The sequence below is a fragment of the Aeromonas sp. 25-AL00135 genome, from assembly GCF_054052385.1.
This window is the reverse complement of record NZ_JBSTYQ010000008.1, coordinates 97656-113461: the sequence shown is the minus strand read 5'-3', so window position 1 is coordinate 113461 and position 15806 is coordinate 97656. Positions and strand designations below refer to the sequence as shown.

At 56.9% G+C, this 15806-nt stretch carries 17 protein-coding genes, 2 pseudogenes and 1 riboswitch; of the genes and pseudogenes, 14 read left to right on the top strand and 5 right to left on the bottom strand.

Going from position 1 to position 15806, the window contains the following annotated elements; all coding sequences use genetic code 11:
- The first annotated feature begins 192 nt into the window (after window positions 1-192).
- The gene (locus tag ACW5XC_RS09480) at window positions 193-1278 is read left to right on the top strand and encodes a protein kinase family protein (protein WP_005333743.1); all 1086 of its coding nucleotides are present in this window, start codon (window positions 193-195) and stop codon (window positions 1276-1278) included.
- Window positions 1279-1509: 231 nt separating this feature from the next.
- Here the strand turns inward: ACW5XC_RS09480 and ACW5XC_RS09475 are convergent.
- Both ACW5XC_RS09475 and ACW5XC_RS09470 read right to left on the bottom strand, forming a co-directional pair.
- A pseudogene (locus ACW5XC_RS09475) lies at window positions 1510-1895 on the bottom strand (IS4 family transposase); the annotation flags it as partial.
- Window positions 1896-2023: 128 nt separating this feature from the next.
- Window positions 2024-3247 (bottom strand): annotated as a pseudogene (locus ACW5XC_RS09470) (MFS transporter).
- A gap of 95 nt (window positions 3248-3342) precedes the next feature.
- Here ACW5XC_RS09470 and ACW5XC_RS09465 point away from each other — a divergent pair.
- Both ACW5XC_RS09465 and ACW5XC_RS09460 read left to right on the top strand, forming a co-directional pair.
- Window positions 3343-4218 (top strand): LysR family transcriptional regulator, encoded by an 876-nt coding sequence (locus ACW5XC_RS09465; RefSeq protein ID WP_042053074.1) that lies wholly within the window; start codon window positions 3343-3345, stop codon window positions 4216-4218.
- Window positions 4219-4281: 63 nt separating this feature from the next.
- Window positions 4282-5238 (top strand): LysR substrate-binding domain-containing protein, encoded by a 957-nt coding sequence (locus ACW5XC_RS09460; protein WP_042053073.1) that lies wholly within the window; start codon window positions 4282-4284, stop codon window positions 5236-5238.
- 70 nt (window positions 5239-5308) lie between these two features.
- Here ACW5XC_RS09460 and ribA read toward each other — a convergent pair whose 3' ends face one another.
- The gene (gene ribA, locus ACW5XC_RS09455; protein ID WP_005351157.1) at window positions 5309-5902 is read right to left on the bottom strand and encodes a GTP cyclohydrolase II; all 594 of its coding nucleotides are present in this window, start codon (window positions 5900-5902) and stop codon (window positions 5309-5311) included.
- Window positions 5903-6150: 248 nt separating this feature from the next.
- Between ribA and cmk the strand changes: the two genes are divergently transcribed.
- From cmk to pyrF, 6 genes are all read left to right on the top strand, one after another.
- Entirely contained in the window at window positions 6151-6843 is a 693-nt protein-coding gene (gene cmk / locus ACW5XC_RS09450) for a (d)CMP kinase (RefSeq protein WP_019444698.1), read from the top strand.
- Between the two features lie 94 nt (window positions 6844-6937).
- Complete coding sequence (gene rpsA / locus ACW5XC_RS09445) at window positions 6938-8608, top strand: 30S ribosomal protein S1 (protein WP_005337148.1); 1671 nt, start codon at window positions 6938-6940, stop codon at window positions 8606-8608.
- 92 nt (window positions 8609-8700) lie between these two features.
- Window positions 8701-8985: an integration host factor subunit beta gene (ihfB, locus tag ACW5XC_RS09440; RefSeq protein ID WP_005299934.1), complete on the top strand. Its 285-nt coding sequence runs from the start codon at window positions 8701-8703 to the stop codon at window positions 8983-8985.
- Window positions 8986-9143: 158 nt separating this feature from the next.
- The gene (locus ACW5XC_RS09435) at window positions 9144-9428 is read left to right on the top strand and encodes a LapA family protein (RefSeq protein ID WP_005337143.1); all 285 of its coding nucleotides are present in this window, start codon (window positions 9144-9146) and stop codon (window positions 9426-9428) included.
- A 9-nt stretch (window positions 9429-9437) separates the two neighbouring features.
- A complete protein-coding gene (lapB, locus tag ACW5XC_RS09430) occupies window positions 9438-10604 on the top strand; it encodes a lipopolysaccharide assembly protein LapB (protein WP_042053072.1) in 1167 nt (388 codons plus the stop codon).
- A gap of 18 nt (window positions 10605-10622) precedes the next feature.
- Window positions 10623-11324, top strand: a complete 702-nt coding sequence (gene pyrF / locus ACW5XC_RS09425) for an orotidine-5'-phosphate decarboxylase (protein ID WP_042053071.1) — start codon at window positions 10623-10625, stop codon at window positions 11322-11324.
- Here the strand turns inward: pyrF and rrtA are convergent.
- Window positions 11299-11892, bottom strand: coding sequence for a rhombosortase (rrtA, locus tag ACW5XC_RS09420; protein WP_074042643.1), 594 nt, complete (start codon window positions 11890-11892; stop codon window positions 11299-11301). The genes pyrF and rrtA overlap by 26 nt on opposite strands.
- Here rrtA and ACW5XC_RS09415 point away from each other — a divergent pair.
- From ACW5XC_RS09415 to ACW5XC_RS09395, 5 genes are all read left to right on the top strand, one after another.
- Window positions 11891-12514, top strand: coding sequence for a tRNA-uridine aminocarboxypropyltransferase (locus tag ACW5XC_RS09415; protein WP_042053069.1), 624 nt, complete (start codon window positions 11891-11893; stop codon window positions 12512-12514). The two genes, rrtA and ACW5XC_RS09415, sit on opposite strands and share 2 nt — an antisense overlap.
- Before the next feature lie 20 nt (window positions 12515-12534).
- Window positions 12535-13242 (top strand): 7-cyano-7-deazaguanine synthase QueC, encoded by a 708-nt coding sequence (gene queC / locus ACW5XC_RS09410; RefSeq protein WP_005359893.1) that lies wholly within the window; start codon window positions 12535-12537, stop codon window positions 13240-13242.
- A 61-nt stretch (window positions 13243-13303) separates the two neighbouring features.
- Window positions 13304-13975: a 7-carboxy-7-deazaguanine synthase QueE gene (gene queE, locus ACW5XC_RS09405; RefSeq protein ID WP_042053066.1), complete on the top strand. Its 672-nt coding sequence runs from the start codon at window positions 13304-13306 to the stop codon at window positions 13973-13975.
- Window position 13976: 1 nt separating this feature from the next.
- On the top strand, window positions 13977-14207 hold the full coding sequence (locus ACW5XC_RS09400; RefSeq protein ID WP_042053065.1) for a DUF3820 family protein: 231 nt from the start codon (window positions 13977-13979) through the stop codon (window positions 14205-14207).
- Window positions 14204-14779 carry a cob(I)yrinic acid a,c-diamide adenosyltransferase gene (locus ACW5XC_RS09395; protein ID WP_005351171.1) on the top strand — a complete coding sequence of 192 codons (576 nt, stop codon included), beginning with the start codon at window positions 14204-14206 and terminating at the stop codon, window positions 14777-14779. Before ACW5XC_RS09400 ends, ACW5XC_RS09395 begins: the two co-directional genes overlap by 4 nt.
- Window positions 14780-14848: 69 nt before the next feature.
- On the opposite strand, the gene ACW5XC_RS09390 is transcribed toward ACW5XC_RS09395, so the two are convergent.
- Window positions 14849-15253 (bottom strand): H-NS family histone-like protein, encoded by a 405-nt coding sequence (locus ACW5XC_RS09390; protein WP_005337123.1) that lies wholly within the window; start codon window positions 15251-15253, stop codon window positions 14849-14851.
- A 302-nt stretch (window positions 15254-15555) separates the two neighbouring features.
- A riboswitch (Lysine riboswitch) is annotated at window positions 15556-15727 on the top strand.
- The last annotated feature ends 79 nt before the right edge of the window (window positions 15728-15806 follow it).

Below are 15806 nucleotides of genomic sequence, written 5' to 3'. Positions count from 1 at the left end.
GTGCGGGCCTTGTTTCAGCTTGTCAATTTAATGACCACTTAATGAATATTTGGTTACAGCTCAACCTTGCAAATTGTGATCCCGATCGAGGGGTTGTTCGGAATATGTGATGAAAGCGTCATCATGGGGTTTTGCCGCTGGCTTGGGAGGGAGCTGCTGTTTAGTCTCTCGATAGCGACTGGAGGTACATGTATGAATCCCAAAGTGATGGCACGTCAGGCCAGATTGCTGCGCATGCTGGAGAGCAAGGAAGAGATCCGGATCGGACGCGAGCGCGACTGCCCGCTGCCGCTGGCCCAACTGGTCAAGCTGAAGGATAGCCATCCGGCTGTGGTCAAGGTCTATCGCCACGGTCTCACCGCCGAGGTGTTTCACCTCAAGGTGGAGGGGCATCACTGGTGCCTCAAGCGGCGCCGTCAGGATTCACTGGTGGCCAACCTTGATGGCAAGACCGCCTTTCTGACCGAGCTGGAGCGGCGGCGCGAAATCGAGGCGCTGCGCGAGTTGCATCCTACCGTCCTATCCCACGTGGTCTGCACCAGCTTCGGCTCGGCGCGGGCAGGTGTGCTGGTCTCCCCCTGGTTGCGGGGAGTGCCGGTCCATCAGCTCAACGAACGCAATCTGGCCCAGATGCTGGAGGTGCAGGGTGAGCTGGCCCGCTGGGGCTGGTTTGACTGGGACCCGAGCCCGGGCAACCTGCTCGATGACGGCGAGCAGATCTGCGTGTTCGACTTTGGCTATATGTGGACCTTCGATCCCCGCTTTGAATACAACTCCAACGGTCTGGTCGACCCGCAGTTCCATGTACCGGAGCGGTTGGAGACCCGCACCCTCTCCGGACTCTGGCTCGATGAGGCCGATCCTCTGCCGCAATTTCGCTACTGGCGTGAACTCTGCCTGAAATGGGTGAAACGGGAGATCCATCACCTGATCCGCGAAGGGGCCAGCGCGCCCGTGCTGGCCCGCCTGCACGCCCTGCAAGGGGAGTGGAGCGCCGCGCTGGCGAGCGACGAGGCGCTGGTCGCCAACTGGTGGCGGGACATGTATCGCAGCCACCGGCTCGATGTGGCCGATGATCTGAGCGGCCAGAGCTGCGGCCCGCTCACCCTGCGTCGCCTCGACTGGTTGATGCAGGCGGTGACGGATCACTATCCGCTGCTGGTGGACAATCTCTCGCCTCAGGAGACGGAGCTCGGCCAGACCGGGCTGCTGGCCCGCTTGCAGCAGTTGCGCCGGGAAGCAGTGGCCTGTCAGTTGCCTGCCACCAGCCTTGCCTGAGCCAACACATCTGCGAAATACAAATGAACAGGGCGCCTTGTTGTTAATGCCAGTAGGTTGAGCCTGAATGGCATTGTTTTTATTGGCTTTTGTTACACTATACCTCTGTGGCCTTGGCTTCACGCTGCGGGATAACTTCGCTCCCTTCGTTCCGGCAATACAAACTGTCCCGCTTGTTTCTCTAGCTCAGCCACCCGCTTCGGGATAGTTCTCGGCCTGGCCGAGCGACTAGAACCCCTTGTCGAGCTGGGTGAACGAGTGCTTTGGCGTGCGTTCGATAGGCTTTTTCGCCAGCACCATCTCGTTGACGACGTAGCTGTCTATGACGGCCTGAACATACAGGTGACTGGTGAGTTCCATCTGGCAAAGCATGCGCACCAGCGGATTGACAGTCTCCCAATGCTGGGGGTCGGGTTTGGCCAACTCTGCTGCATTGTCCGGGGTGTCGGGCGTGTGCCACACACGCTATCGACGGCGAGCTGCGACAGCCTAGCCCAACCGAGGTGATTGGCCTGCTGGTGCCTGTCTGTGGCGGTGCCGTGAAACCGCCGCTCGATGCTCTTGTGGCCAAACTTTTGGCGAGCTTGCAGGAAGGAACTCGGGGTTACAAATGGGCGCCATAAGGAGTTATCAATGGGTCCTTAATGGATCGGCATTATCACCAAGTGACCCCTTTTGCTATCTGGCAGTGCTGGGTTGCGAGATCGCCATCTGCTCGTGGGTGATCCTGTTTGCGCTGAGCCCGTTACCCGTGTCGGTGGGGTTGCTGGGCGGGCAGTGGCGATTGGCTTCGCTGCTTGATACGGCCGAGCCAGAGGCTCAAGCCCACCGTCAGGATGAGGACCAGTTCAATTCCCATGACCAGACCGCCCAGCTCGCCCTGCTCCCAGAACGGGTGCAGGTAAAGTCCCCCCAGACTGGCTCCCAGATAGTAGGCCACCAGATAGAGGGAGGAGGCGAGGGCGCGGTTGTGTTCGACATGATGACCAACCCAGGCGCTGGCGCAGGCGTGTGCCAGGAAAAAGCCGAAGCTGGAGATCAGCAAGCCACTCAGGATCCCGGGCAGACTGCCCTGCAGCAGCCACAGACTGCCGAGGGCCATCAGGGCGATCCCGACCAGCAGCATGCGTTGCGCCCCCCAGCGGTTGGCAAAGCGGCCGCTCATTGAGGAGGCCACCGTCCCCGAGAGATAGGTGAGAAACAGCATGCCGAGCCACTGGGTGGGCAAGGAGAAAGGAGGCTTTGCCAGCAGGAAGGTGAGATAACTGAACTGGTTCAGAAACACCATAAAGTTGAGCCCGCCGATAAGGTAAGCCCCTACCAGCAAGGGATTGGTCAGGTGTTGCTGCAAGGCGCGGGCAAATTGACCGCGAACGGGGGCGCTCGCCACAAAGCGGGTCTGGTGGGGCAGCAACCAGAAGACCAGCGGCAGCAGTGACAGGCTGATCACTCCGATCCCCAGAAAGGTATGCTGCCAGTCGCCAAACCAGCCAGCCAGCAGGCCGCCGACCACCCGACCGGCAATGCCACCGAGGGAGTTGGCGGCAATATAGACCCCCACCGCCGAGAGCAGCGCCCGTTTACTGAACTCTTCCCCCATATAGGCAATCGCGGTCGCGGGCAGTCCTGCCAGCAGCGCGCCCTGCAGGATGCGTAGCAGCAGCAGGGTGCCAAACTGCTCAACCAGCGGGATTAACAGTGAGAGCAGGATCGCCAGGGTGAGGGTACCCAGCATGACCTGCCGACGGCCATGGCGATCCGCCAGTCTGGCGCAGATCAGCAGGGAGGCGGCGAGGCCAGCAGTGCATCCTGCCAGGGTCTAGCTGGCCGAGAGGGAGTTGACCGAGAAGACCTCGGCGATCAGGGGTAACAGGGGATGGGTCTGGTAGAGGTTCAGAAATACCAGAAAAGAGCCCAGGCTGAGGGCCAGGGTTGCACGTATCCACTCGCGACTTCCAACTTCAATCATTGCGTATTGTCCTGACTACTTTTGGTCAGGGTAGAGTCCTTGCTGTTATAAATATAATATATTTAAGTTATCCATCTTATAAGATGAATTGATACATGGATCTGAAACAGCTCACCTATCTGCTGGCGGTCAGGGATGCCGGCTCATTTACCAAGGCAGCCAACAGTCTGCATGTGGCACAACCGGCCATCAGCATGGCCATTGCCAAACTGGAGCAGCAGCTCGAATTGCGGCTGTTTGATCGACAGGACCGGGCGGTACGGCTCACCCCGGAGGGAGAGGTGCTCTGTCGCCATGCCGAGCGTCTGTTGCTGCAGATGCATCAGGCCGAGGCCGAGATGGCCGAGCTCAAGGGGTTGGAGCGGGGGGAGGTACGGATCGGGATCCCCTATATGATGGGCTCCTACTATTTCCCCCCTCGTCTGATGGCCTTCAAGCACCGCTACCCCGGCCTCAAGATCCGGGTCGAAGAGGCAGGTACTCGCGAGTTACTCAGCCGGATGGTGGATGGCTCCCTCGATCTGGCCATTCTCATCACCAGTGATCTGCCGCCCGCCATCGAGGGGGCACATCTGTTGAGTGAAGAGATGTTGATGGTGGTGGGGGATGATCACCCCTTGCGCGGCGAACCGGCCGTCACCCTCTCACAGTTTTTCGCTCAGGAGCTGGCGCTGTTTCGCCGTGGCTTTTATCACCGGGAGCATATGGAGGCGCTGGCCCAGAGCCTGGGCGTTGAACCCGATATCGCCTTCGAGAGCAATCTTATCCCTCTGCTCAAGGCGGTGGTGCGGCAAGGCTTTGCGGTGACCACCTTCTTGCGGATGGTGCTGGAAGAGGAGCCAGATCTGAGTGGCGTGCCCTTCGACCCGCCCATCTATCTCGATCTCTGCGTGGCGTGGCGGCGTGGCGATCCGCTCTCCATGGCCAACCGTGCCTTGCGCGATTTTCTACTTAAGGATCGCCCGGCCTGATGGTGGCGGGCCATTGCTGAAAGTTTGTTACTATTAACGGTGGGTTCGCTTGAGGGCTACACCATGAAATTGCAGCAATTGCGCTATATCGTCGAGGTGGCCAACCACAGGCTGAATCTGTCGGCCACCGCCGAGAGCCTCTTTACCTCCCAGCCCGGGATCAGCAAACAGGTGCGGATGCTGGAGGATGAGCTGGGGATCCAGATCTTCGAGCGCAGCGGCAAACACTTGACCCAAATCACCCCCATAGGTCGTGATGTGATCAAAGTGGCCGCGGAGGTGCTGGACAAGGTCGCCACCATCAAGGTCATGGCCAGGCAGCATGTGCATCCGGAGCAGGGAACCCTCACCATTGCCGCCACTCATCTGCAAGCCCGTTATATTCTGCCCGCCATCCTCAAGGGGTTCATGGCCCGCTTTCCCAAAGTTGCCGTAACTGTGATGCAGGGGAGTGCTGCGCAGTGTCGCGCAGCCGTGCATGATGGCGCGGCCGATCTGCTGCTGGCGGATGAACCGGAGGAGGGGAGCGATCTGCTTGTGCTCCCCTCTTTTCAGTGGCAACGGGGCTTGGTGCTACCCAAGGATCATTCGTTGGCCAAAGCAACATCGCTGACCTCGGCCGAGCTGGTGGAGTTTGCATTGGTGACCGATGGAAGGGCGCTCTCTGCCGCTCATGGCACTGATTGCGCTCATGCCGAGAGCCGGATCGCCTGCTGTGCGAGCGACAGTGATGTGCTCAAGACCTATGTCAGACAAGGGATGGGCATCGGGGTGATGGCAACTTTTGCCTGGGAGCCCCAGCGCGATGGCGATCTGGTGCTCAAAACGGTGCCCTGGCTACCAGGCGGTGTGGCCACTATCGGGTTGCGCAGAGGGGCATTTTTATGCGGCTATCTCTACGATCTGATTGAACGTCTCGCGCCGCAATTGACCCGCGAGCGGGTCGAACAATACTGTGCTGCCCGCACTGGCGAAGAGCTTGAAGCTCTGCTGGCCAATCTGACCGTACCACAGCGATAGCTAGGGTCGTCCCAAGAAAAACGCCTCCGTTCGGGAGGCGTTTGACTATCTGACATTCGTTAATTCAGTCTCACTTCTTCAGCATATGATCCAGCTTGTTGGCCTTGGTCGACAGATAGAACTCGTTGTGGGGATTGCGCCCTTCCTGCAACGGTACCCGTTCGGCCACCGGAATACCGAAGGATTCCATCGCTTTCATCTTGCGCGGGTTGTTGGTCATCAGTTTGAGAGACTTGACCTCAAGCTGCTTGAGCATATCGGCGCAGATGGTGTAGTCGCGCATATCGGCCGCGAAACCAAGGGCCACGTTGGCTTCCACGGTATCGGCCCCCTGATCCTGCAGGTGATAGGCGCGGATCTTGTTGAGCAAGCCGATGCCACGGCCCTCTTGACGCACATACAGCAACACGCCACGACCGGCTTTGGCGATATTCTCCATGGCCGCCTGCAACTGGAAACCGCAGTCACAACGCAGGCTGAACAGGGCGTCGCCGGTCAGGCACTCTGAGTGGATCCGGCCCAGCACGGGCTCGTCACCGGTAATGTCGCCCATCACCAGTGCGGCGTGGTCTTTGCCTGTGCCGGTTTCCTGAAAACCTACCAGCGTGAAGGTGCCCCAAGGGGTTGGCAATTTGGATTTGGCCACGAGGGTAACGCTGCTCATAGGTTGCTCCTTACTACTAACGGCTCAAAAAAGGGGGCCAGTTTAGCGCGCCTTGTCAGGAACGACCATAAGAACAAGTCCCTGCATTGCTTAATGAAATCTCCAAATGAGATACAAGCACAGCTGTCCGTCGGGGTTTTGGCCCTTTGTGCGGATTGATGACTGCCAGGCTCACCACATTCGGGTATAATCGGCGCCCATTAACCCACCCCTTCGGGATGGGAGCAACACAGTGCAGGAGAGAAGTTATGCCTCAGATGGCCCCCGTAATGACAATTGATGGCCCCAGTGGTGCAGGTAAAGGCACCTTGTGTCAGCTGCTTGCTGAGAAGCTGGGTTGGCACTTGCTGGACTCGGGCGCCATCTATCGGGTGTTGTCCCTGGCCGCCCTGCATCACGATGTAGAGCTGGACAGTGAAGCCTCACTGGTGCCGCTGGCTGCCAATCTGGATGTGCAATTTCAGGTTGAGGGCGATCTGGTCAAGGTGATCCTGGAAGGGGAAGATGTCTCCCGCACCATCCGCACCGAAGAAGTGGGTAATGCTGCCAGTAAAATCGCCGCCTTCCCTCGGGTGCGCGAAGCATTGTTGCGCCGTCAGCGGGCATTTCGTCAGGCCCCGGGTCTGATTGCCGATGGTCGTGACATGGGTACAGTTGTTTTCCCCGAGGCCGAGGTGAAGATTTTCCTCGACGCCAGTGCCGAAGAACGGGCCCAGCGTCGCTATAAGCAGTTGCAAGATAAGGGCTTTGATGTTAACTTTGAGCGTCTTTTAACCGAGATTCGGGAACGTGACGATCGCGACAGAAATCGCGCTACTGCACCCCTGAAACCGGCAGAAGATGCTCTGGTGGTAGACTCTACCGCCATGACCATAGATGAAGTGCTGGCAACAGTACTCGCCTATGCAGAGCAACAACTTGGTGATGCCAGCGCAAGCTGACATCCGGTCGTCTGCACCAAGGATGGCGCAGATTATTTAAAACAGCCCCGCTTGTGCCGGATTGCAAGTGGATGTTTCATTTGTGACATAAACAATGATCGAATCTTTTGCTCAACTCTTTGAAGAGTCCCTGAACGCCGTTGAAACCCGTCAAGGTTCCATCGTCAAGGGTACTGTCGTTGCTATCGAGAACGGTTTCGTACTGGTTGACGCCGGTCTGAAATCCGAGTCCGCTATCCCGGCTGAAGAATTCAAGAACGCCATGGGCGAGCTGGAAATCAACGTCGGCGACACCGTTGACGTGGCTCTGGACTCTATCGAAGATGGTTTCGGCGAAACCAAGCTGTCCCGCGAAAAAGCCAAGCGCCACGAAGCCTGGCTGCAGCTTGAGAAGGCTTACGAAGAGCAAGCTACCGTTATCGGTATCATCAACGGCAAGGTCAAGGGTGGTTTCACCGTTGAACTGAACGGCATCCGTGCCTTCCTGCCGGGTTCTCTGGTTGACGTGCGTCCGATCCGTGACACCGCTCACCTGGAAAACAAAGAACTCGAGTTCAAAGTCATCAAGCTGGACCAGAAGCGCAACAACGTTGTTGTTTCCCGTCGTGCCGTGATCGAGACCGAGAACACCTCCGAGCGCGAAAGCCTGCTGGCTAACCTGCAAGAAGGTCAAGAAGTTAAGGGTATCGTCAAGAACCTGACCGACTACGGTGCATTCGTAGATCTGGGCGGTGTTGACGGCCTGCTGCACATCACCGACATGGCGTGGAAGCGCGTTAAGCATCCTTCCGAAATCGTCAACGTTGGCGACGAGATCGCTGTCAAGGTTCTGAAGTTCGACCGCGAGCGTACCCGTGTATCCCTGGGTCTGAAGCAGCTGGGCGAAGATCCCTGGGTTGCTATCGCCAAGCGTTACCCGGAGACCACCCGTCTGTCTGGCCGCGTGACCAACCTGACCGACTACGGCTGCTTCGTTGAAATCGAAGAAGGCGTTGAAGGCCTGGTACACGTATCCGAGATGGATTGGACCAACAAGAACATCCACCCGTCCAAAGTTGTTAACGTTGGCGACGTGGTTGACGTGATGGTTCTGGACATCGACGAAGAGCGTCGTCGTATCTCCCTGGGTCTGAAGCAGTGCAAATCCAACCCGTGGCAGCTGTTTGCCGAAACTCACGCCAAAGGCGACCGTGTTTCCGGCAAGATCAAGTCCATCACTGACTTCGGTATCTTCATCGGTCTGGATGGCGGCATCGACGGTCTGGTTCACCTGTCTGACATCTCCTGGAACAACCAGGGCGAAGAAGCCGTGCGTGAATTCAAGAAAGGCGACGAGATCGAAGCCGTTGTTCTGCAAGTGGATCCGGAGCGTGAGCGCATCTCCCTGGGTGTCAAGCAGATCGAAGAAGACCCGTTCAACAAGTACCTGGCTGACAACAAGAAAGGTGCTATCGTGAAGGGTAAGGTTACCGAGGTTGATGCCAAAGGTGCCGTTATCGAACTGGCTGATGGCGTAGAAGGCTACCTGCGTGCCTCCGACGCTGCTCGTGACCGTGTAGAAGACGCCACTCTGGTGCTGTCTGTTGGTGACGAAGTTGAAGCTAAATTCATGGGCGTTGATCGTAAGAACCGCACCGTAAGCCTGTCTGTCCGTGCTAAGGACGAGGCTGATGAGCGTGTTGCTATCGATAACCTGAACCAGCAAGAAGAAGTTGTGTTCAGCAATGCTATGATGGAAGCGTTCAAAGCCGCCAAGGGTGAGTAATCCTTGATGCAAGAAAAGGGCGGCATTGCGCCGCCCTTTTTTATCCTGGCAAAATGAATATTGCATGTGATCGGGGAAGGAGATTTAACGTTATGACCAAATCAGATCTCATCGAACAACTGGCAGCCAGCCGCATGCATATGCCGGCCAAGGATGTCGAAGCCGCCATCAAGGAGATCCTTGAGCAGATGGCGTCGACCTTGCAAAACGGCGACCGGATTGAAATCCGCGGATTTGGCAGTTTTTCACTGCACTATCGTGCGCCCCGTGTGGGCCGCAACCCCAAGACTGGGGACAAGGTTGAACTGACCGGGAAATATGTCCCGCACTTCAAACCTGGCAAAGAGTTGCGCGAGCGCGTCAACATCATTGAATAATGCAGAAATGGGCATACCTCGGGTATGCCTTTTTTCTTTTTGGCACCGATTCCTGTGCCAATCGTCTTGTTTCTTAAACTCTTTTCCCATTCACTCTAGAGTCTGCCTGCGATTTTAAGGATAATCAGCCTCTCATTAGATACTGACAGGGAGCTCTTATGAAGCGTATTTTGGCCCTCATTCCGCTGGTGCTGGTGTTTGTTCTGACCCTGGCGCTGGGCTCACAAAATGGCCAGCTGGTTCAGTTCAATTACCTGATTGCTCAGGGGGAGTTTTCACTTGCCATGCTGTTGGGCTTCTTCTTTGCTGGCGGCTTTTTGCTGGGCTGGCTGGTATTCGGCCTGCTGTTCCTGCGCCTGAAAATGCAAAACCGCACCCTCAACCGCACCATGCGTCGTCAATCCCGCGAGTTGGAGCTGGCCCGGTCACCGGGTAAGGAATAATGTTCCTCAATGCTTGAACTGCTTTTCCTGCTGTTGCCCATCGCTGCCGGTTATGGTTGGTACATGGGTCGCAGGAGTGTTCGCCAGGACACCCAAAAACAGAGTAACCAGTTTTCCCGCCAGTATGTGGCGGGCCTCAACTATTTGCTGTCCGATGAATCCGACAAGGCGGTGGATCTCTTTATCCAGCTGCTTGAGGTGGACAGTGAAACCATCGAAACACACCTCTCCCTCGGCAACCTGTTTCGCCAGCGTGGGGAGGTCGATCGTGCCATCAAGATCCACCAGAACCTGGTAACCCGCCAACTGACCCGGGAGCAGCGACAGCTTGCCCTGCAGGAGCTTGCGCGCGACTTTCTTGCTGCCGGTCTGCTCGACCGTGCTGAAGCACTCTGGAATGAGCTGTGTGACGACAGCGACTATGAAGAGACGGCGCTGGCACAGCTGTTGATCATCCATCAGCAGTTGCGGGATTGGGATAAGGCCATCGATGTGGCGGTGCGTCTGCAAAAATTCCAGGGCAAGAAGCTGGCCGACCCCATCTCCCATTTCTATTGCGAACAAGCCGAGATCGCGCTGCGTGAGGGCAATAAAGGGGAGGGGCTGGCCAAGCTCAAACGGGCGCTCAGTATCAATCAGGCATGTGCCCGGGCCAGTTTGCGCCTCGCTGAGCTTGCCATGGCGGAAGGGGAGTATGAGCAGGCCAGCAAGGAGCTGCTGCGGGTGTTCGAGCAGGATATCGACTTTGCCTCCGAGGCGATGCCCAAATTGCTCGAGTGCTATCAGCAGTTGGGGCGCACGCCTGCGTTGATCCCGCTGCTTGAGAAGGCAGTGGAAGATCACGCCGGTGTCAGCGTGACCCTGGCCCTTGCCAAGCTGGTTGAAGAGCGTGATGGCCTGAGTCAGGCCCGTTCGCTGGTGCTGCGTCAGCTGCGTCGTCATCCGTCGATGAAAGGTTTTTACCAGTTGGTGGGTTTTCAACTGGCCAGTGCGGAGGAGGGGCCTGCCAAGGAGAGCCTCGAGCTTCTGCAACAGCTGGTCGGCGAGCAGATCAAAATCAAGTCAACCCACAAGTGTCGGCAGTGCGGCTTTGCCACTCACTCGCTGTTCTGGCAGTGCCCGTCTTGTCGCCAGTGGGGTTCCATCAAGCCGATCCGTGGTCTGGACGGTGAATAACAAGCAATAGGATGTGAGATGCAAGATCCCAAAGTACTGGTAGCGCTGGATTATCAGCACGAGGCAGATGCCTTAGCGTTCGTTGAACGTATCTCTCCGGCCCAGTGCCGTCTCAAGGTAGGCAAGGAGATGTTTACCCTGTTTGGCCCGCAGTTTGTACGTCAGCTGGTGGCCAAGGGATTCGATGTCTTTCTGGATCTGAAGTTTCACGATATTCCCAATACCGTTGCCAAAGCCGTGGCAGCCAGTGCCGAGCTCGGTGTCTGGATGGTCAACGTGCATGCCAGTGGTGGTGAGCGGATGATGCGTGCCGCCAAAGATGCGCTACTGCCTTATGGCGACAAGGCCCCCCTGCTTATCGGCGTGACCGTGTTGACCAGCATGGAGCAGTCCGACATGCTCCCCCTCGGGTTGGATGTGAGCCCGGCCGAGCAGGTGATCCGGCTGGCTACCTTAACCAAGGCATCCGGCTTGGATGGGGTTGTCTGCTCTGCCAACGAGGCCCATGAGCTTAAAGCCTTGCTGGGTGATGAGTTCAAGCTGGTGACCCCGGGTATTCGCCCGACCGGTTCAGCGGCCGGGGATCAGCGCCGGGTGATGACACCGAAAGCGGCGGTCGAGGCGGGGTCCGATTATCTGGTTATCGGTCGCCCCATTACGCAGGCTGCCGATCCGGCCGCCATGTTGGCTAGCATCAATGCCGAGCTGGTTGGTGCGTAACAGGCTCACTCAGTGATACACGGTGCAGGCCGAGCAACAGGCCTGCACCGGCCCCGATAAGATGAGAGCCGATGTGTACCCTGGCATTGATCAGGGTGGATATCGGGCTCTCTCCTGCGTTGTAGAAGTCCATCGCCAGCTTGAGCCCCATCCCTGCCAACAGTAGCCAGCCCGATGTGCGGCGTCCGTGGCGGATATCCTGCATTGCCCCCCAGACAAACAGACCATGCAGCGAGCCGGATAGCCCCATGTACCATTGGGTCTGCGGGCACCACCACCAGATCCCCAAGCCCACTGCCAGCCAGAGCAGCAACATCAGCAGCGGCAGGCGAGCCCCACCCAGATAGTCGCGAAACAGGCTATAGAGGATGGCGAGGCCGCCCAGATTGAGCAGCAGGTGCCACAGATTGGTATGAGCCAGATTGCCTGTTATGATCCGCCACCCTTCGCCCCCGGCGATCAAGGGCCGATCGAAGGAGAGCTGAAGATTGGGAACGGTAAAGAAGAGTAGCAAGCTGGTGAGAGAGAGCGTGATAACCCAGAGCAATCCAGATTTGTCTGACAACATGAAACAGTCCAACGACAAGAACAGTCGATACTGTACACGTTGCACCCGAGCCCTCAAAGCCTGCCTGTGCGATTATATTGTGCCGGTTGACAATCACACGCCCCTCTACATCTTGCAGCACCCCAACGAGGTGGCACATCCCAAGGGGACTGCGGCGCTGCTGGCAGCCTCTTTGCAACAGTGCGAGATCCATGTGGGGGAGGACTTTTCCCGCGATGAGTGGCTCAATGGGTTGCTTGCAGATCCTTCCCGTCGCTGCTATCTACTCTGGCCGGATGAGGATGCCATTTCGCTGACCGATCTTCGCCAACAGTGGGAGAGTGAATCCTCTGGCTCCGCATCCGTCGCCTTTATCTTGTTAGACGGCACCTGGCGCAAAGCCTATCGCATGTTGCAGAGCAACCCGGCACTGGCCCGCTTGCCCCGCCTCGGCATTGGTGCCATTGCCGGTCAATATGCCATTCGCAAGAAACCCTTTCCCGATGCCCTCTCTACCATAGAGGCGGGCTATCACCTCTTGTCCCGGTGGGAGGGAAGGCCGGAGCGCTATGCTCCCTTGCTGACCCTGTTCAATCGGTTGAATACCCAGTGGCAGGACTTTGCCGAAGGCCGCCGCGCGTGACAATTCAAGGAGTTATCAAGATGAAAAAAGCAGTCGTGGTTTTCAGCGGTGGTCAGGACAGCACTACTTGTCTGGTGCAGGCATTGGCCCGGTATGATGAAGTGCACGCCATCACCTTTGACTATGGCCAGCGCCATCGGGAAGAGATCGACACCGCGCGCCGTCTGGGCAGTGCACTGGGGATTGCCGCCCACAAGGTGATGGATGTGACGCTGCTCAATGAGCTGGCGGTCTCTGCCCTGACCCGTGACGACATCCCGGTCAGCTGCGAGCTGCAGGATAATGGCCTGCCCAACACCTTCGTGCCGGGTCGCAATATCCTGTTCCTGACCCTGGCTTCCATCTATGCCTATCAGGTGGGCGCCGAAGCGGTGATCACCGGTGTCTGCGAGACCGACTTCTCCGGCTATCCCGATTGCCGTGACGAGTTCGTCAAGGCCCTCAATCAGGCGGTGTCGCTGGGGTTGGATCGCGGCATCCGTTTTGAAACTCCCTTGATGTGGCTCGACAAGGCCGAGACCTGGGCTCTGGCGGATCACTATGGTCACCTCGACACGGTGCGCCAGCAGACCCTGACCTGCTACAACGGCATTGCCGGTGACGGTTGCGGCACGTGTCCTGCGTGTGAACTGCGCAGTCGCGGCCTGAACAACTATCTGGCCGACAAGGCGGGCATCATGGCCAGACTGTTTGAGAAAACCGGGCTGGGTGAGAAAAGCGCAGAGTGAGCCTGCGTCTTGCCGTGGCTTGGGGTATAATCCGCGACTTTTGCAACAAGCCGTGATCGAGATGCACTACCCAATCAACGAGATTTTCCAGACCATCCAGGGGGAGGGCATCTTTACCGGCCTGCCCGCCATCTTTGTTCGCCTGCAGGGTTGCCCGGTGGGCTGCCCCTGGTGCGATACCCGTCATACCTGGGTTGTTGATCCGGCTCGTGAAGTGGGCAAGGCGGCGGTGCTGGATCGCTCCAACGAATCCGATTGTTGGAGCCAACTTAGCACCACGCAGATTATCAAGAGCTTTACCGACCTGGGTTATCAGGCGCGCCATGTGGTGATCACCGGTGGCGAGCCCTGCCTCTACGATCTGCACGAACTCTCGTCAGCCCTGCTGGCGGCGGGTTATCAGGTGCAGATTGAAACCAGTGGCACCAGCGAGATCAAGACCCATGAGCAGACCTGGGTAACCGTCTCCCCCAAGATCGGTATGAAAGGGGGGCTGCCTGTGCTGGTCTCGGCGCTGGAGCGGGCCAACGAGATCAAGCATCCGGTGGCGACCGAGCACCATATTGAAGAGCTGGATACGCTGCTCGCTACTGCTACCCTGCGCCCGGACGTGGTCATTGCCTTGCAGCCGATCAGCCAGAAACCACGGGCCACCCAATTGGCGATGGATACCTGTATCGCGCGTAACTGGCGACTCTCAATCCAGACTCATAAATATCTGGATATTGATTAATATGGATTGGCTATCCGACGAACAGGTGCTGCTGACTCTGACCAACAAGATGCCTTACGGTAAATATCAGGGGCGGTGTATCATCGATATTCCCGAGCCCTATCTGGTGTGGATGGCGCGCAGCGGTTTTCCGGCGGGTAAATTGGGCCAGACGCTGGCGTTGGCTTACGAAATCAAACTCAATGGACTCGAATCCATGATTATTCCCATTATTAACAGGATGTCGGTATGAGAATATATACGAGGCAGGGCGATAAGGGCATGACCCGGCTGGCCGATGGTATCCAGTTGCCAAAGGATCATTTGCGGGTCGAGACCTACGGTTATATCGATGAGCTCAACTCCCATATTGGCTTGCTGATTTGTGATGTGCCGTCGCAAGAGATCGGTTTATTGGCTGATTTACAGCTGTTGCAACAGGAGTTGTTTGATCTGGGGGGGGAGTTGGCATTCTCCAGCGACGCCCAGAATGAATCAATTTGGCAAGTTAATGCCGCCTGGACCACTCGCCTTGAACAGCAGATAGATCGTTATAGTGAGCCATTGCCGCCGCTGCGCCAATTTATATTGCCCGGTGGTTCCCGTGCCGCGGCGCAAGCACATGTGGTGCGTACTCTGGTGCGTCATTGCGAGCGCTTGCTGCTGACATTGAGCCGGGAAGAGCGGGTCAATCCCGAGGTGCTGCCCTATCTGAACCGGATGAGTGACTGGTTCTTTACCGTTGCCCGCTATCTCATCTGCGTGGCAGGGGATCGTGAAGTGCTGTGGGTCAAGGCAGCAGATCGCCCGCAATCGGCTATCTGATATGTCACATTTAAGCGGCAATAAAAAACCTCGCCAAGGCGAGGTTTTTTATTAGCAACGAGATTGAGATCAGATAGCAAAGTCTTCCAGTGATTTGCCTGCTGCCACTGCGCTGGCAATAGCCGAAGGCATACGGCCCTGACCGGTCCAGGTTTTCTCTACGCCATTATCCTGATAGCGATATTTGGCAGGACGTGGTGCCCGCTTGGCTTTTTCTGATTTGCCGGGGTTGGTAGCGACAGCGCTTACCAATTCTGCCGGGTCAATACCGGCGGCTTTCAGCATTTCGCTATATTCGTTAATTTTCCGCAGATGCTCTTCACGGGCCTGACGCTCGGCAGCTTCATCCTGCTGACGCTCAGCAACGATCGCAGAGAGTTTTTCCAGTGCCTCTTCCAGTTGTTCCAGAGAAAGTTCGCGGCAGGTCGCACGCAGACTGCGGATATTAAGCAGTACCTTTAAAAATTCATTCATAGGAGTTACCACGTCGAGTCAGAGAAAAATATTATGTTCCAGCTGATTCTTGCTTGGCGATTTAAATAAGTCAAGCCGGGTTAAATATAATATCCGTGGGGAACATCAATACAGATATTTAATATGGCCTGCAATAGGCTTGGAGATTGGATGCTAATGAAGCTGCAGTAGGTGAAAATAGCGTCAAAACAGGCGTTGTTGCATCATTTGACTACCATTTTTCGACCTTGATATGTTTATCGTGACTATTTAATCAAAAAACTTGCTATAAGCTGCCATCTCGATAAAATGTGCGGCGAATACCTTTAAGTAGAGGCGCGCTGCCTATGAGTATTTGTGCGGAGGGTGATGCCTGTGATGCACAAGGAAAGGAGTCAGCGCCGAAGTGGCCAGGCCATCATACCGGGCTGCTGGTTCTGCATCTAATAGGTGCAGGACTGCCATAGTCATCCACTATGGAGCGCTACCTGAAGGGGCTGAGGAGTATGACCTCCCCATAGGTTTTGTTTCTTTAGATCCTCTCGGTAGATCTCCACCTGTAATCTTTAGGTGC

What these genes read in the sequence shown, in the direction of transcription:
- queC (WP_005359893.1), top strand. Translation starts at nt 12,535, where the DNA reads ATGAAAAAAGCAGTCGTGGTTTTCAGCGGTGGTCAGGACAGCACTACT.
- cmk (WP_019444698.1), top strand. Translation starts at nt 6,151, where the DNA reads ATGCCTCAGATGGCCCCCGTAATGACAATTGATGGCCCCAGTGGTGCA.
- ACW5XC_RS09400 (WP_042053065.1), top strand. Translation starts at nt 13,977, where the DNA reads ATGGATTGGCTATCCGACGAACAGGTGCTGCTGACTCTGACCAACAAG.
- ihfB (WP_005299934.1), top strand. Translation starts at nt 8,701, where the DNA reads ATGACCAAATCAGATCTCATCGAACAACTGGCAGCCAGCCGCATGCAT.
- ribA (WP_005351157.1), bottom strand. Translation starts at nt 5,902, where the DNA reads ATGAGCAGCGTTACCCTCGTGGCCAAATCCAAATTGCCAACCCCTTGG.
- queE (WP_042053066.1), top strand. Translation starts at nt 13,304, where the DNA reads ATGCACTACCCAATCAACGAGATTTTCCAGACCATCCAGGGGGAGGGC.
- ACW5XC_RS09480 (WP_005333743.1), top strand. Translation starts at nt 193, where the DNA reads ATGAATCCCAAAGTGATGGCACGTCAGGCCAGATTGCTGCGCATGCTG.
- ACW5XC_RS09460 (WP_042053073.1), top strand. Translation starts at nt 4,282, where the DNA reads ATGAAATTGCAGCAATTGCGCTATATCGTCGAGGTGGCCAACCACAGG.
- ACW5XC_RS09415 (WP_042053069.1), top strand. Translation starts at nt 11,891, where the DNA reads ATGAAACAGTCCAACGACAAGAACAGTCGATACTGTACACGTTGCACC.
- rrtA (WP_074042643.1), bottom strand. Translation starts at nt 11,892, where the DNA reads ATGTTGTCAGACAAATCTGGATTGCTCTGGGTTATCACGCTCTCTCTC.
- ACW5XC_RS09435 (WP_005337143.1), top strand. Translation starts at nt 9,144, where the DNA reads ATGAAGCGTATTTTGGCCCTCATTCCGCTGGTGCTGGTGTTTGTTCTG.
- rpsA (WP_005337148.1), top strand. Translation starts at nt 6,938, where the DNA reads ATGATCGAATCTTTTGCTCAACTCTTTGAAGAGTCCCTGAACGCCGTT.
- ACW5XC_RS09395 (WP_005351171.1), top strand. Translation starts at nt 14,204, where the DNA reads ATGAGAATATATACGAGGCAGGGCGATAAGGGCATGACCCGGCTGGCC.
- ACW5XC_RS09465 (WP_042053074.1), top strand. Translation starts at nt 3,343, where the DNA reads ATGGATCTGAAACAGCTCACCTATCTGCTGGCGGTCAGGGATGCCGGC.
- ACW5XC_RS09390 (WP_005337123.1), bottom strand. Translation starts at nt 15,253, where the DNA reads ATGAATGAATTTTTAAAGGTACTGCTTAATATCCGCAGTCTGCGTGCG.
- pyrF (WP_042053071.1), top strand. Translation starts at nt 10,623, where the DNA reads ATGCAAGATCCCAAAGTACTGGTAGCGCTGGATTATCAGCACGAGGCA.
- lapB (WP_042053072.1), top strand. Translation starts at nt 9,438, where the DNA reads ATGCTTGAACTGCTTTTCCTGCTGTTGCCCATCGCTGCCGGTTATGGT.